This is a genomic window from Arthrobacter sp. B0316-1-20 (assembly GCF_059091865.1).
Map to the genome: position 1 here is coordinate 335253 of NZ_JBNHHC010000003.1, position 13757 is coordinate 349009.

The following is a 13757-nucleotide window of genomic DNA, read 5'->3' on the forward strand; positions in this document are numbered from 1 at the left end:
GTGGACCTACCTGAACAGCTTAGAGCTTCCCCACGTTGCGCCGTTTGGCATAGCCCTCGTTGGTCATCGCGTTCCCCCGGTAGAGCCACATGGCGCCGGCACCGGTTGTGGCCAGCAGGTCCACCTTGTTGTCCGAGGTCGTGTCACCGGGTCCGAGGATCTGCTTGTACTGTTGCCATCCGCCGCTGCCGATCTGCCGCTCGGCGTTGAACCACGCTCCCGAAGCAGTCCTGGCGGTGCGTCCCTGCCGCAGCCAGAGAGTGCCGTCGGACTTGCTGGCCACCAGGTCGACGGTGCCGTTGCGGTCATAGTCGCCGACGCCGACAATCTGCGAGTAATGCCAGCCGGTGTCGATACGTGTGCGCGAGCCATGCTGGCCGTTGCCCAGGCCGGCGTAAAGCCAGGCGGTTCCGTCGGCGCCGACGCCGAGCAGGTCGTTCTTGCCGTCACGGTTGACGTCGCCCGTGCCCACCAGCGTCGCGAACTGGTTCCACCCGCCGGTGCCGATCTTCACCCGGCGCTTATAGCCTTCGCTGGAACTGCTGACCGTGCCCGTGCCGGCATAGAACCAAAGGGTTCCGTTGGTCTGACGGGCCACGAGGTCGTTCTTGCCGTCCTCGTTGTAGTCTCCGATCCCGACGATGGAGCTGTAGATGTGCCAGCCGTTCCCGATCCGCTCCGGTGTGCCGAAGGTTCCCTTGCCGGTTCCGCGCATCAGCCAGAGGGTTCCGTCCGGCTTGCGGCCGATCAGGTCGCTTCGGCCGTCGCCGGTGAAGTCACCCGGAGTGGCCACGGTGTCGAACTGTTTCCAGGTGCTGCTGACCAGCGTCCTGGCGTTGTAGCCTTCGGAATCGACCATCTGGGTGCCCTTGTAGAAGCCCAGCGAGCCACCGGCGCTGATGGTGAGGAGATCGTTTTTCTTGTCCCGGTCGTTGTCCCACACTCCAAGGATGTCCGCGAAGGACCCCCAGCCCCAACCAATCTTGCGGGCTGCAGAGAAGGTGCCGCTGCCGGTCCTTCCCGTTCCCGTGTGCAGCCACAGGGTGCCGTCATCCTTGGATGCCACGACGTCCATGTGCCGGTCGCCGTTAAAGTCCCTGGTCGCAACCAACTTGTCATAGTTGCCCCAGCCGCTGCCGATCTGGCTTCGTGGCCCGGGCTTGCCGTCGCCGGGAGCCGCGTACAGCCATACCGTGCCGTCGGACCGCCGGGCGAGGAGGTCATTGGTGCCGTCGGCGTTCAGGTCGCCGGGGCCGATGATGTGGGTGAACCCGTTCCAGCCGCTGCTGCCGATGCGCACCCGCTGCTGGAACGTCCCGTTGCCCTTGCCCTTGTACAGCCAGAGCGAGCCGTCGGTCTGCCGCGCCAACAGGTCGCCGAGCCCGTCTGCGTTATAGTCTCCGGTGCCGATGAGCAGGTTGTAGATCTGCCAGCCGCCGCCGATCCGGGAAGGCGTTTTGTAACCGCCGGCGCCGTTGCCGGGGTAGAACCAGAGCGAGCCGTCCGTCCGGCGGGAAAGCAGGTCGCCGTTGCCGTCCCGGTTCAAGTCGCCCGGTGCGGCGTAGCGCTGGGTGAGATCCCACGTGGCGGTCCGGTTGTAGGCGAAGTTTTGCAGGTCGGTGTACGAACCCCGCCACACGTTCGAGTCACCCGAGTAGGGGCCCGTGGAGCTGTACTGCCAAATCGCGTAGGAAGTCCAGCCAGCCGGCAGCCAGGGGGTGCCGGTGGTGTAGTGCGCGACGTGCAGCGGGTGGTTCTTGAAGGCGGTGCTGTTGCCGGTGCACGTGTTCCACCAGTCCGCGGTGGTGTAGATGGCGGGGAGGCGGCCGGTGCGGGCCTTGATGGTGTTCGAGAAGTCCTTGATCCAGTTGACCATCGCCGTCGGCGACATGCTGTAGCAGGTGTTGCCCAGTTCCGGATAGGGGTTGTATTCGATGTCCAGCAGGGGCGGCAGGGTCTTTCCGTCGGCGGACCAGCCGCCGCCGTTGTTCACCATGTAGTCCGCCTGCGCCTTGCCCGACGAGACGTTGGGGATGGCGAAGTGATAGGCGCCGCGGATCATGCCGACGTTATAGGAACCGGCGTACTGCGAGGGGAACAACGGATTCTTGTACGACAGGGCCTCGGTGGACTTTACATAGGCGAACCGGGCCCCGTAGTTCCACTCGGTTGTCCAGTTGAGGTTCGGCTGGTGGCTGCTGACGTCCATGCCCTGGACCCCGCTGGGCTTCCACTTGGTGCGGCTGAAGGAGGGGAGCGCCGCAGGTGCCGCAACACTGGTGCGTTCGATGTCGAGGACTTCCAGTTGCGCGTCGAGTTCTGCCAGCACTTCCGGCTGTTCCAGCTCCCGCTCCCGTTCCCGGCGCTGCTGGAGACCTTGGCCCATGTCGGCGCCGTGTTCGCCCTGCAGGGTCTTCAGGAGCTCAAGGAGTTGTTCCTGGCTGAGCTCCTCGACCGGCACCTCGACGGATTCCGGTTCGTCTTCCGTCGGGGTCGTGTCGCCGGCTTCGGGGGAGGGCTGGGCCGTCGGTTCGTCCGGGGCGACGGCGGGGGAGGAAGGCGATAGGCCCTCGGCCGGTTGTTCGACGTCCGGCGTAGGTCGGGTTTCTTCCTCGGTCCGGGGTTCATTGCCGGACGAGTCGCCGGACGCCGGATCGGAGGGCGAAGGCTGTGCCGGTCCCAGCCCGGTGGCCGCGGGGGCCTGCAGCGGGGCGCCATCGGGTGTCGGCGCCTGCGATTCCGGTGCTGGCTGCTGCAGGGCCTGTGCGGATGCACCGGGGGCCATCAGGAGGCCCAGCGCCATCACGACGGCGGTTGCGCTGGCGACGCGGGCAGTGGCTCGCTGGTTTCGTTTGGGAGAGGCTGCGGGGCTGCGGAAGCTGGGCATGGAATGCTCCGGACAATAGGGCACGAACGGGCCGGGTCAAGAGAGCCGCAACCTCCGGTCAGCAAAGGCGAAGCGTCGGCTCAAGGTGGGTTAAACGTTATCAGCCGTAGGGGCGGAAACACCGAGCGAGGGCGCGCGTTTCCACGAAAGTCACCAACTGTTAGCCGGCCGTTAATGTGCGCTGCTGCCTCCCGCACGGCGTGGCCGCCAGCCGGCCGCCAGCCGGGCGGGAGCCGGTGCGCCGGGATGTGGCGGCGGGCGGCGGGTCAGTCTTGGGGGTTGTGCTTCATCGACAGCGAACCATGCTTCGTGGCGTAGAGCCGGTACGACGGCCTGGCCTCCACCTCGAGGGTGCTGAAGGCGAGCCGCAGTTCTTGGTCGTTCCCGGCCAGCCGGGCGTGGAAGTCAAAGATGTCGCCCGGTGCAGACTCCGGCACCTGCAGCTGCCAGGTTCCGTCGTGAAGGTGGGCGGCTGTCGTCGCCTTGTCGCGCCTACGGCGTACGAAAACCTCCGCCGCCTCGACTCTCCCCGGCCGGGGAGCAAGGCGGAGGATGTCACCTTCCCACCACGCACGCTCGAACAGGCGTTCCACTGTCTTCCCGGTGACGCGGGCCGCGCGCGGAGGCGCCGACAGAACCTGCTGCCATGACTCGACGAAGGTTTCGGCGTTGAACCGGCCCAGGGTCCGGATTGCGTTTTCCCCCATCTTCCGGCGAAGCTCCTCGTCCTCCATGAGGGCGAGGACGCGGTCGGCCAGCAGTCCGGTGTCACCGAAGGGGACCAAACACCCGTTTTCTCCGTCCACGATGACGTCCCGGGGGCCGTAGTTGGTATCGTAGGCCGCCACCGGGACGCCGTAGGACATGCTCTCCAGCAGGATCAGCGGGAATCCCTCCGATTGTGAGGTCAGGAGGGTCAGGCATGCCCCTGCGTAGATGTCATCCGGGCTGTTGGCGAACGGCATGAAACGGATGTGCGGGCGGATGCCCAGTTCGTCGATCAGCGTCTGAATCCGGGTTTCCTCGTCGTCGCTGTAGCCGAAGCCGAACACCTCCAGGCGGGCGCTGGGACGGGAAGCGAGAATCTTGGCAAAGACGCGCATGGCTTCGTCCACGCGCTTTTTCGGGTGGGTGCGGGCCACCAGTACGATCCGGTCGGCGTCGACCGCCTTGTCTTCTTCCCTTGCCGCCGGCGCCACCTGGGGGATCACAGCCAGTTGGTCGCCGTGGCCGAACTCGGAGCGGATGTCTTCCCGCTGGGCTTCGGTGAGAAGAACCACCGAGTCCCATCCGCCAAGGGTCCCCAGGAGCCGGCGCCAGCTCGGGCTGACACCGGAACCAAGCGTGTAGGGATGCTCCAAATGGTTGCTGTGGACCGCGGCGACCTTTCCCAGATTGGGGTGGCGGAGCGAATGGACGACGTCGTCGAGGTTTTCGGCCGGCAGGTTGGGAAGGTTTTCCCGGAATTCCGAGGTGATGACCGGCGCCCGTTCGCCGGCGAGCAGGCGTTCGAAGGCGAATTTGTACAGCTGGCCCATCGACGCGAAGGGCTGTGGCTCAGGGCCGAAGAGGTATGCCTTGCGCCACTGCTTCTCGCCGGGGTTTTGCAGGATGGTGAGAAAGCACTGGCCGTCGCGGCCGATGTAGCGCTGGGCGGTCGGGGTGGCGGAGCCGGGCTGGTAGTCCAGGATCCTAGCGACGCGGCCGTGCTCGTCCAGTTCCCAGCGGCGGGTGCGCAGCCGGTCCGGGCCGAGGTCCTCGACGGCGGCCGGAATTCCGCTGGCGTGGAACCGGACGTAGTGCTCTTGGACTCCGTTGCGGAAGTAGGCGAAGGCCCGGCCGGACGTTCCGACCGGGAACCGGACGAAGTCGGCGTCGCCGGGCGGCTGGACACTGGGTCTTGTCTCGAGATCCGGGCTCGGGTCCAATGAGGCCAGCACGCTGCGGACCTTGACGTCGGGGTGCAGGTGGCCCTCGGCCTTCAACTCGGCTACGTCGGCTTCCAGTCGAGGCTGGAAGCCGAGGACCTCGATCCAAACATCAGCGAAACGGCCCTGCTCGGCCAAGGCGCTGGCGCGGGACCGCACGGCCTTGACCAGACCGCCGCGCTTCAGCGCGAGGGTGTTGACCGGGAAGTGCGCGGTCGGCTTCGGCTCAGGTGTCTGCATTGCGGTGGCTGTTGTCCCCATCGTTATCAAGCGGCTCGCCTAGGAGGGCTGAGCCGGCAAGTGTGAGCCCCGGACAGGAATCGAACCTGCGACCAAGCGGTCAGGGGCTGCTGGTTTTGGTCCTTTCTCAACATAGCTCATATGCCGCTGGCTTCCGGGTGCAAGGCCCCTGTCGCTCCGTGCCCTGCGGCCGGGCCTACTTCAGCCTCATCTTGGCGACAACCATGTTGTGGTCCGAGCCCGGGGTGGAGCGCATCCGGCCGGCGGCGTCGATGTCGAGCACGTTCTCATAGGAGACGGTGCCGGCAATGTTCTTCGTGAACACGTAGTCGATCCGTCCGAAGGTGGAGTTCTGCTGCTTCTTGTAGCCGTTGGTCGTGGGGTAGCGGAAATCTGTCTTCCTGGCCGAGGAGGCGCTGTCGGTCCAGCCGCCCTTGATGAAGGCCTCGTGCGGCGCGTTCGAGGGGAGTTGGTAAAAGCTGCTGTTCATGTCGCCGCCGGCGACGACCGGGAGGCTGCGGGTGTTGATCGCGTTCATCTTCCGGTTGACGGTCTCCATGGTTGAGGTCTTCGACACGGTGCCGCGCAGCGGCAGCCTGGGGGAGACGTGGAAGGACACGGCGTAGAACTGCTTGCCGGTCTTCTTGGACTTCAGCAGCACCCAGGCCGCGCCGCGCGGGTCCTCGCCCTTGGCGACGGGCAGGGCGAAGGTGCCGCGCGTGAGCAGTGTGTACTTGGAGGTCTTGTACGCGATGCGGTTCACGTATTGCTTGGTGCCAGCTCTTTCCGGGGCTCGGTCGAGGGCGTAGCCGAGCGACTTCAGGCGGGGCTGGAAGTCGGTCATGGCTTTCGTGTTCGCGGTGCCCGGGATATTGACGTTCAGGGCCTCCTGGAGCAGGAGCACGTCCGGGTTTTTCGCCTTGATGGTCCGCAGGTGGGTCATCTTGCGGGTGTTCCAGTGCGGGGCTCCGGTGAGTTTGCAGCTGGCGCAGAGCAGGTTTTGGCTGGCCACGGTCAGTGGCTCGGCGCCGGACACGGCCGGCGCCGCCGGGTAGGCGGTCAGCCGGGTGGAGGCGCGGGTTTTGTAGGCCTTGTTGTGGGCGTAGACGCGGATGAAGCTGGGCATCGAGGAGCGGGAGCCGTGCGTGAGCCTGGTGATCTTCAGGCTGGTGCCCGTCACATTGGAGAAGGTGCGCGGCCGCAGGGTCATGGCCATGTTGTCCGCGATCTTTACGGTGTAGTGGGTGGTGTTCGCGGTCCGGTTCCAGGAAACGGTGATGCTGTCGGTGCCGCCGACCGTCTTCAGGGTGGTGAACGCGCCGGGGTAGTTGGCCTGGGTGGTCGCCTTCAGCGTCTGCGACCAGGCCGAGCGCAGGTACTCTCCGTAATCACTGCCCGGTTCCCGGTACAGCGCCCGGTACTGGATGTAGTAGGTCGTGGCGTCTTCCAAGTCGCCCAGGTAGCGGCTGTTGACCTTTTCGATGACCGGGGCGCCGGCCATGTCCGAGCGCGTGGAGTAGCGGACCTCGTAGCGGTTTGCTCCGGACACCGGATCCCAGGCCAGTGCGAAGCCGGTGTGGCCGGCGGAGACCAGTTCGGGTCTGTCTAAGCTGGCAGCCACCTGGATCTTTGCGCTGACTGGTGCCGCCGTCGCGGGGCCGGAGACGAATCCGCCGAGCAGGGACGCGGTGAGCAGTGCGGCCGCGGTGCGGCGCAGGGGAGTGGTCTTCATGACGCTCCTGGGGGAGTGAACGGTCTCTTACAGGAGACACGCGCCGAAACCCCGAAGCCTTCCCCGCTCAAAAGTATGAGCTATTTACCCGGTTTTACGAAACGATTCATCCGTGCGTTGTCATCCGGCGCGCCGGCCCACCGTTATCACCTACCAATAGCGGGCTTAAGGTCCTCGGAAATGGCCGGCCACCGCTGGAGAATTTCCAGGAAGGAAGCCTGCTTTTGCCCGCCAGAGTGGCATTCGTCGCGGCACACGTAATCGTCGGGAACGAAGTGACGTGGCACTCCGGCTGAACAATTGTCGTTCCGCGCTGCCTAGGCGTCGGTCAGGATCTCACGCCGCAACTGCCGCAGGCTTCGCTCGTTGTGGCGGACGACAAAACCTGCAAGCCGTCCTCCCAAGTCCGAGAACGCAGTGATAGGCGTGACACGGAACTGCCCATCCGCCTTTTCCCACACGAGTTGGGCCTGCAAGGTTATGTTCCGGACGGCACTCCGGGGTACGGTGCGGTCCCTAAAGAATCCGAGCACTCTGACTTCGGAGGCTCTCCTGTTCCTCAAAGTCTCTTTAGCGGCAATTCGACGACGAGCAATGACCGTTGAATGTGCTCCGCGAAGTTTTGGGATAGATCCGCCGATCGATAAGCAGGGGGGGGGCGTCCTACCTGCGTGGTCGCATTCAACGGAGCCGTCGGAGAAACCAGTGTAGAACGAATCCGGAGGGTAAGCGGTGAATCCGCTTACCCCTCAGTAGAGCCAAAAGAGCGGCCCGGTTCAGGCATAACGCCTGGGCAGAGCCGCTTTTTGTTGCGCCCCGGACAGGAATCGAACCTGCGACCAAGAGATTAGAAGGCTCCTGCTCTATCCGCTGAGCTACCGAGGCTGATGGCCGGCTACTGTTCACTCACTTGTCCACTCCAATTCCGGAGTCTCCAAATGTGTCCAGTGTGTGCCCACTCTCGTGGACGCCACTGCGGCCGGTGCTTAGTCTAGCAATTCGTTCAAGGCCGGGCGCGATGGCGGCCGCGGTCGTGCTGTCCGTCGTCGCCCAGGGCTGCGACGCACTGCCACAGGGAAGAAGGGTGTACCGATCAGACCCCGTTCCGTCCTGCCGCCCGTCGCCCAGGCTGCGCCGTCGGGGCGGCACAGACTTCCGCGGCTGGGCGTCCGGCGGGCGCCCAGCCGCGGAAGGTACTTGCTACTGGCCGGTTCCGGTGTCGGCGCCACCATCGACCGTGCCGCCCTGCCCATCCAAGCCCTGTTCCGGGATGTCTTCCGGTGCCGGTGTCTGGCTCGGCTCCGGTGCCTGACTCGGTTGCGGGGCAGGCTCGGCAGTCTGGCTTGTTTCCGGGGCAGGAGTTGGGCCCTGTTCGGTGCCGTTAGATCCGCCGCTTCCGGGCTCTTCAGTCTCGGTTGAGCTGTTGCCGCCGACCGAGGGATCGTCCGTGGTCACGGCGTCGTCGGCGTCGCCATCTCCAGTCTTCGCGGGCTCCTCGTCCTGCTTGGCCGGCTTGTCCGTTTGATCCGTGGCCTCCTGGTCTCCGCCCAGGGTGCCAAGGGTCGTCTTGTGGGCGCTTGAGGCATGGTCGATACCCGTAGTCGAGGAGACCAGGCTGGAAATCGGCTGGCTGGTGCCGAGCTCCACCGCGGTGATGCTGACCATCGCGATGGCGAAAGCCGCGGCGCTGGCCAGTCCAACCTTGACCCACGTCATCGGGGCGATGGGCTTTCGGGCGGGTTTAGGCTGCGGTTCGATCGGTTCGGACGGGGCGCTGGCGGCCACCTTTTCGACGTTCCGCAGGGCGCTCATTCGAGCCTTAGGGATTTTCTTCATGGCCACAGTGGCGGCCGAGCTCAGCGTCCGGGCATAGAGCGCGGCGCCAACGGTCGCGACGACGGAGCCAACTGCGGCGCCGATCAGTGTTCCGGCGACGCCGAGAAAGGACCCCACCAATGCGGAGGTTACCGCGGCCAGCGCCGAGGCGATAGTTTGGGCGCCACTCAGTCCGAGAGTGGGCTTGGGCTTGTCGTCGGCAGCGGAGTCGTCAGCCATTTGATACCTAATCCGGTCGGAGATTATTACGGATAGGTAACGATACCTGCCCGCGGACGGTTCCCGGCACGGCCGTTGTTTGAGTGAGACGCTGCCCACACCCGCCCTCCACAAGGACACCGCCCGGCGCCGCGGTCCACATGCCGCGTGGCCCGCTTCACCGCAGGCGCTGGAGCCGCGAGGCTCGATGGTGTCGGCAGGGCGCCGGCGCTACAGCGGACGGGAGAAGAGCATGAGCGACTACATTACGGTGCGCGGGACGGTTGGTACCGAGGTGCAGCAGCGGCGCACGCACGGCGGAGATGCCGTGGCGGAGTTCCGGCTGGCTTGCTCGGGGGACTGGCTGAACCGGGAGACCGGCGAGTGGGTCAAAGGGCAGACCAACTGGTACACCGTTCAAGCGTTCCGGGGCCTGGCGGAGAACCTGTGGCGCAGCCTGGCCAAGGGCGATCCGGTGGTGGTCAGCGGCAAGCTCAAGCTGCGGCAGTGGTCGACCGAGGACGGGAGACGCGGAACCGCTCCCGAGATCGACGCCGACACAGTCGGCCACGACCTGCGCCGCGGCTCTGCCTCGTTCACCAAGATCGCTGTGCCGGCTGCATCGCGCGAGGCCGCTGACGCCGGGCAGGGCGGCGCCGACTACCGCGCGATGGCCCTGGCCGGTGCCCGCGCCGGGGACGGAAATCCAACCGACGGAGAGTTCGGCCTCGAGCCAGGCTTGGGCGGCAGCGGCGGCAACGCCGACGAGGACCGGCAGGAGGAGGCACAGCTACCCCGGGCGAGTTGATCGGCTGGTGGAGTCAATGGGCCGCCGGGACAGGGGAATGCGGTGCGGCAGAATATGTGATCGTGGCGCGCAGCGACTAGCCTTGAGGGCATGGCGGAATTCATTTATACGATGTCCAAGGCCCGCAAGGCCGTTGGCGACAAAGTCATTCTGGACGACGTAAGCATGTCGTTCTTCCCCGGCGCCAAGATCGGTGTCGTCGGCCCCAACGGTGCGGGCAAGTCTACAATCCTGAAAATCATGGCCGGCCTGGACACCCCCTCCAACGGCGAAGCCAGGCTCAGCCCCGGTTACACCGTCGGCATCCTGCTGCAGGAGCCGCCGCTGAACGAGGAGAAGACCGTCCTGGGCAACGTCCAGGAAGGCGTCGGCGAAATCTACGGCAAGATCCAGCGCTTCAACGAAATCTCGGAAGAGATGGCCAGCCCGGATGCCGACTACGACGCGCTGCTCGAGGAAATGGGCAAGCTGCAGGAGGCCATCGACGCGGCCGACGCGTGGGATATCGACTCCCAGCTGGAGCAGGCCATGGACGCGCTGCGCTGCCCGCCGGGCGATGCCGACGTGACCGTGCTCTCCGGTGGCGAACGGCGGCGCGTGGCACTGTGCAAGCTGCTGCTGCAGAAGCCCGACCTGCTGCTGCTCGACGAGCCCACCAACCACCTCGACGCGGAAAGCGTGCTGTGGCTGGAGCAGCACCTGAAGTCCTACCCGGGCGCCGTCCTCGCCGTGACCCACGACCGGTACTTCCTCGACCATGTGGCCGAATGGATCGCCGAAGTGGACCGCGGCCACCTCTACCCGTACGAGGGCAACTACTCCACCTACCTGGAGAAGAAACGCGCCCGGCTCGAAATCCAGGGCAAGAAGGACGCCAAGCAGGCCAAGCGCCTGACCGAGGAACTGGACTGGGTCCGCTCCAACGCCAAGGGCCGCCAGACCAAGTCCAAGGCCCGTCTGGCCCGCTACGAGGAAATGGCTGCCGAGGCCGAGCGCACCCGGAAGCTGGACTTCGAAGAAATCCAGATCCCGCCGGGACCCCGGCTCGGCCAGCTGGTCATCGAGGCCAAGGACCTGTTCAAGGGCTTCGGCGACCGCGAGCTGATCAAGGACCTGTCCTTCTCGCTGCCGCGCAACGGCATCGTCGGCGTGATCGGCCCTAACGGCGTCGGCAAGACGACCCTGTTCAAGACGATCGTCGGACTCGAACCGCTGGACGGCGGGGAGCTGAAGATCGGCGATTCCGTGAAGATCTCGTACGTGGACCAGTCCCGCGGCGGCATCGACCCGAATAAGACCCTGTGGGAGGTCGTCTCCGACGGGCTCGACCACATCCAGGTCGGCCAGGTCGAAATGCCGTCCCGCGCCTACGTCTCCGCGTTCGGCTTCAAGGGCCCGGACCAGCAGAAGAAGGCCGGCGTGCTTTCCGGCGGTGAGCGCAACCGGCTGAACCTGGCGCTGACCCTGAAACAGGGCGGCAACCTGCTGCTGCTCGATGAGCCGACCAACGACCTGGACGTGGAAACGCTCTCCAGCCTGGAAAACGCGCTCCTGGAATTCCCCGGCTGCGCCGTGGTGGTCTCGCACGACCGCTGGTTCCTGGACCGAGTGGCCACGCACATCCTGGCCTACGAGGGCACCGAGGAAGAGCCCGCGAACTGGTACTGGTTCGAGGGCAACTTCGACTCCTACGAGCAGAACAAGGTCGAGCGGCTCGGCCCGGACGCGGCCAAGCCGCACCGCGTCACGCACCGCCGCCTGACCCGCGACTAGCACGGAAACATGGAACGGCCGGGCCCCGCTACGGAGCCCGGCCGTTCTGTTTGGCCGGTTTTCTGTCGCCCGTCGGGCGGGCGACTCCGGCTTACGGAATCCGGATCATGCCTTCCTGGGCGACCGTGGCGACGAGTTCCCCGGCCCGGTTAAAGATCTTGCCGACCGCGAGGCCGCGCGCACCGGAGGCGCTGGGGGAGGACTGCACGTAGAGCAGCCAGTCGTCCACCCGGACCGGCCGGTGCCACCACATGGCGTGGTCCAGGCTGGCGACGCTCATGCCCGGCGTGACCCAGCTGACGCCGTGCTGGCGCAGGATGGGTTCCAGCAGGGTGTAGTCGCTGCCGAAGGCCAGCGCGGCCCGGTGCAGGCCCTGGTCGTCGGGCAGCGGCCCTTTGGTCTTCATCCAGACGGCGTTGACCGCCTGGCGTTCGCCTTTGGCCTGGACATAGAGGGCGTCCTGGACATGGCGGACGTCGAACGGGCGGTGGTAGGCCATGTGCCGGGCCACCGGGTGGTCCACCTTGCCGAGCAGATCTGCGGTGCTCGGCAAGGTTTCCGGGTCCGGGATTCCGTCCGGGAAGTCTTCCTGGTGTTCGAGCCCCTCGGCCGGGGTCTGGAACGAGGCGATCATGGACAGGATCGGCACGCCGTTCTGGTAGGCATGGGTGCGGCGGGCGGAGAACGAACGGCCGTCGCGCAGCCGTTCGACGCCGAAGGTAATCGGCAGGTCGGCGTCGCCGGCGCGCAGGAAGTACCCGTGCATGGAGTGGATGGGCCGGTCCGGTTCCACGGTCCGTACGGCCGCGATGACCGACTGTGCCAGCACCTGGCCGCCGAAGACCCGGCCGCGCGGCTGCTTTTCGGAAACGCCGACGAAGATTTCCTCGTCCGAGTTCGCGCCGTCGGCATCGGAGAGGTCCAACAGCTCCAGCAGCACCGCCGTCGGATCGACGTGTTCCTCGATGGCGGTCATGTAGTCTCCTTGCCGATTACCCGCGGGTACGAACACCTCCGACAGTAGTTGGCACCGCTCAACCGCTCAACTCCGGGGCGCCCCCGGATGCCGGAGGACGCCGGTGAGCCAGCAGCGGGTTAGTTGCGGCTCCCGCGCTTTGAGAGGATGGCATCATGCCTACCGTTCCGCACCATGCCCCGAGGTTTCCGATCCAGCTGAGGTTCAGCGACATTGATTCCTACGGCCACGTGAACAATGTGACCTACCTGGGCTATCTGGAAACGGCCCGGGTGCTGCTGCACCAGCTGCGGCCGGAGCTGCCGGCTACCGCCGGCCACGAGCCGGGTGCGACCCTGCGTGAACTGGGCGGCGCCGGGAACCAGACGCTGGTGGGACGGCAGGAAATCGAGTACCGGGTACCGCTGGACTACCGGACCGAACCGGTGCACGTGGGCGTCTGGGTGACGAGGATCGGTTCTTCGAGCTTCGACCTGGGCTACGCCGTTGTGGATGCCGACACCGGGGAATGCGGCACCGTACATGCCCTGGGAGCCTCGACCATGGTGCTGGTTGCTGCGGCGACGGGAAGGCCGGTGCCGCTGCCGGACGCGTACCGCGCCGCCTTGCAGCTGTGGGCCGGGCCGCCGGTTCCGTTCCGCAACAGTGCGGGCGCGGCCGGTACGACCGAAGAGGCCGCAGAATGATGTCCTCCGGAACACCCGTCCTGCAGCTGTCCGATGTTCAGGTCGCGGCCGACTTGAAGACCTTCGTCAGCCGGTCCCGTGCCGCCGGTGACGGCGCCATCCACCTGCAGGCCTTCGGCAGTGTGCTGGCGGCCTATGTGTGCCTGATGCGGCCGCGGATTCTGGGCGAGGCGACACCGACGATCCTGGGGCTGCGGGTCATGCCGCTGGCGGCGCCGGCCGCCGTCGAGGAGACCGTCACGCTGGCCTCGGTCGGAGACCGGCTGGCCAGGATGGGGAACGAGGAAACCGGCCTTGCCCTTCCGCCCACGACCGTGACGGAATCCTGGACGGGTGTGCTGCCGCCGCGGTCCGGGTGGGAACACGTCGGCGGCCTCCAGGCCGAGGTGTTGGAGGAGGCTGCCCGGGCGGGCATCCGGGAGATTTCGGAGGCCCTGCCGGACAACCCGGGACAGCTCATCGTCAACAACGCACGCAGCACCGTCTGGAGCAGGCCGCTGACCGCGGCCGGCGGGCTGCCCGAATCGGCGGAGCTGCCGGCCGGGGCGGCGTTTGCCGCCCTCACCCTGGGCTTCCTCGACGGGAACCCGGCAGCGGTGTACCGGAACGGCCGCTGGCTGCGGCTCAGCACCGGCCGCGGCCACGTGCTGGTGCGCAGCGGCGCCTCGCTGTAGCGGAAGCCGGCCGCGTCGC

General features: G+C 66.4%; 9 protein-coding genes and 1 tRNA gene. 4 read left to right on the top strand and 6 right to left on the bottom strand.

Features of this window, described 5'->3' with window-relative positions:
- Nucleotides 1-19: 19 nt before the first annotated feature.
- The 5 genes from AC5RW2_RS06760 to AC5RW2_RS06780 all read right to left on the bottom strand — a co-directional run bounded on the left by AC5RW2_RS06760 (nucleotide 20) and on the right by AC5RW2_RS06780 (nucleotide 8842).
- Nucleotides 20-2887, bottom strand: a complete 2868-nt coding sequence (locus AC5RW2_RS06760; protein ID WP_494073832.1) for a GH25 family lysozyme — start codon at nucleotides 2885-2887, stop codon at nucleotides 20-22.
- A 266-nt stretch (nucleotides 2888-3153) separates the two neighbouring features.
- Complete coding sequence (locus tag AC5RW2_RS06765) at nucleotides 3154-5055, bottom strand: glycosyltransferase (RefSeq protein ID WP_494073833.1); 1902 nt, start codon at nucleotides 5053-5055, stop codon at nucleotides 3154-3156.
- Between the two features lie 196 nt (nucleotides 5056-5251).
- Nucleotides 5252-6787: an endonuclease/exonuclease/phosphatase family protein gene (locus AC5RW2_RS06770; RefSeq protein ID WP_494073834.1), complete on the bottom strand. Its 1536-nt coding sequence runs from the start codon at nucleotides 6785-6787 to the stop codon at nucleotides 5252-5254.
- An 812-nt stretch (nucleotides 6788-7599) separates the two neighbouring features.
- Nucleotides 7600-7672, bottom strand: a tRNA-Arg gene (locus tag AC5RW2_RS06775).
- 315 nt (nucleotides 7673-7987) lie between these two features.
- The gene (locus AC5RW2_RS06780; RefSeq protein ID WP_494073835.1) at nucleotides 7988-8842 is read right to left on the bottom strand and encodes a hypothetical protein; all 855 of its coding nucleotides are present in this window, start codon (nucleotides 8840-8842) and stop codon (nucleotides 7988-7990) included.
- 232 nt (nucleotides 8843-9074) lie between these two features.
- Between AC5RW2_RS06780 and AC5RW2_RS06785 the strand changes: the two genes are divergently transcribed.
- Nucleotides 9075-9629, top strand: coding sequence for a single-stranded DNA-binding protein (locus tag AC5RW2_RS06785; protein ID WP_494022971.1), 555 nt, complete (start codon nucleotides 9075-9077; stop codon nucleotides 9627-9629).
- A gap of 90 nt (nucleotides 9630-9719) precedes the next feature.
- Nucleotides 9720-11402 carry an energy-dependent translational throttle protein EttA gene (ettA, locus tag AC5RW2_RS06790; RefSeq protein WP_493999891.1) on the top strand — a complete coding sequence of 561 codons (1683 nt, stop codon included), beginning with the start codon at nucleotides 9720-9722 and terminating at the stop codon, nucleotides 11400-11402.
- A 91-nt stretch (nucleotides 11403-11493) separates the two neighbouring features.
- Here ettA and AC5RW2_RS06795 read toward each other — a convergent pair whose 3' ends face one another.
- Nucleotides 11494-12378: an acyl-CoA thioesterase gene (locus AC5RW2_RS06795; protein WP_494073836.1), complete on the bottom strand. Its 885-nt coding sequence runs from the start codon at nucleotides 12376-12378 to the stop codon at nucleotides 11494-11496.
- Nucleotides 12379-12533: 155 nt separating this feature from the next.
- Here AC5RW2_RS06795 and AC5RW2_RS06800 point away from each other — a divergent pair, with 155 nt between their 5' ends.
- Together AC5RW2_RS06800 and AC5RW2_RS06805 are read left to right on the top strand one after the other, a co-directional pair.
- A complete protein-coding gene (locus tag AC5RW2_RS06800; protein WP_494073837.1) occupies nucleotides 12534-13064 on the top strand; it encodes an acyl-CoA thioesterase in 531 nt (176 codons plus the stop codon).
- On the top strand, nucleotides 13061-13738 hold the full coding sequence (locus AC5RW2_RS06805; protein ID WP_494073838.1) for a DUF8185 domain-containing protein: 678 nt from the start codon (nucleotides 13061-13063) through the stop codon (nucleotides 13736-13738). The genes AC5RW2_RS06800 and AC5RW2_RS06805 overlap by 4 nt, the downstream gene beginning before the upstream one ends.
- The last annotated feature ends 19 nt before the right edge of the window (nucleotides 13739-13757 follow it).

What these genes read in the sequence shown, in the direction of transcription:
- AC5RW2_RS06760 (WP_494073832.1), bottom strand. Translation starts at nt 2,887, where the DNA reads ATGCCCAGCTTCCGCAGCCCCGCAGCCTCTCCCAAACGAAACCAGCGA.
- AC5RW2_RS06765 (WP_494073833.1), bottom strand. Translation starts at nt 5,055, where the DNA reads ATGCAGACACCTGAGCCGAAGCCGACCGCGCACTTCCCGGTCAACACC.
- AC5RW2_RS06770 (WP_494073834.1), bottom strand. Translation starts at nt 6,787, where the DNA reads ATGAAGACCACTCCCCTGCGCCGCACCGCGGCCGCACTGCTCACCGCG.
- AC5RW2_RS06780 (WP_494073835.1), bottom strand. Translation starts at nt 8,842, where the DNA reads ATGGCTGACGACTCCGCTGCCGACGACAAGCCCAAGCCCACTCTCGGA.
- AC5RW2_RS06785 (WP_494022971.1), top strand. Translation starts at nt 9,075, where the DNA reads ATGAGCGACTACATTACGGTGCGCGGGACGGTTGGTACCGAGGTGCAG.
- ettA (WP_493999891.1), top strand. Translation starts at nt 9,720, where the DNA reads ATGGCGGAATTCATTTATACGATGTCCAAGGCCCGCAAGGCCGTTGGC.
- AC5RW2_RS06795 (WP_494073836.1), bottom strand. Translation starts at nt 12,378, where the DNA reads ATGACCGCCATCGAGGAACACGTCGATCCGACGGCGGTGCTGCTGGAG.
- AC5RW2_RS06800 (WP_494073837.1), top strand. Translation starts at nt 12,534, where the DNA reads ATGCCTACCGTTCCGCACCATGCCCCGAGGTTTCCGATCCAGCTGAGG.
- AC5RW2_RS06805 (WP_494073838.1), top strand. Translation starts at nt 13,061, where the DNA reads ATGATGTCCTCCGGAACACCCGTCCTGCAGCTGTCCGATGTTCAGGTC.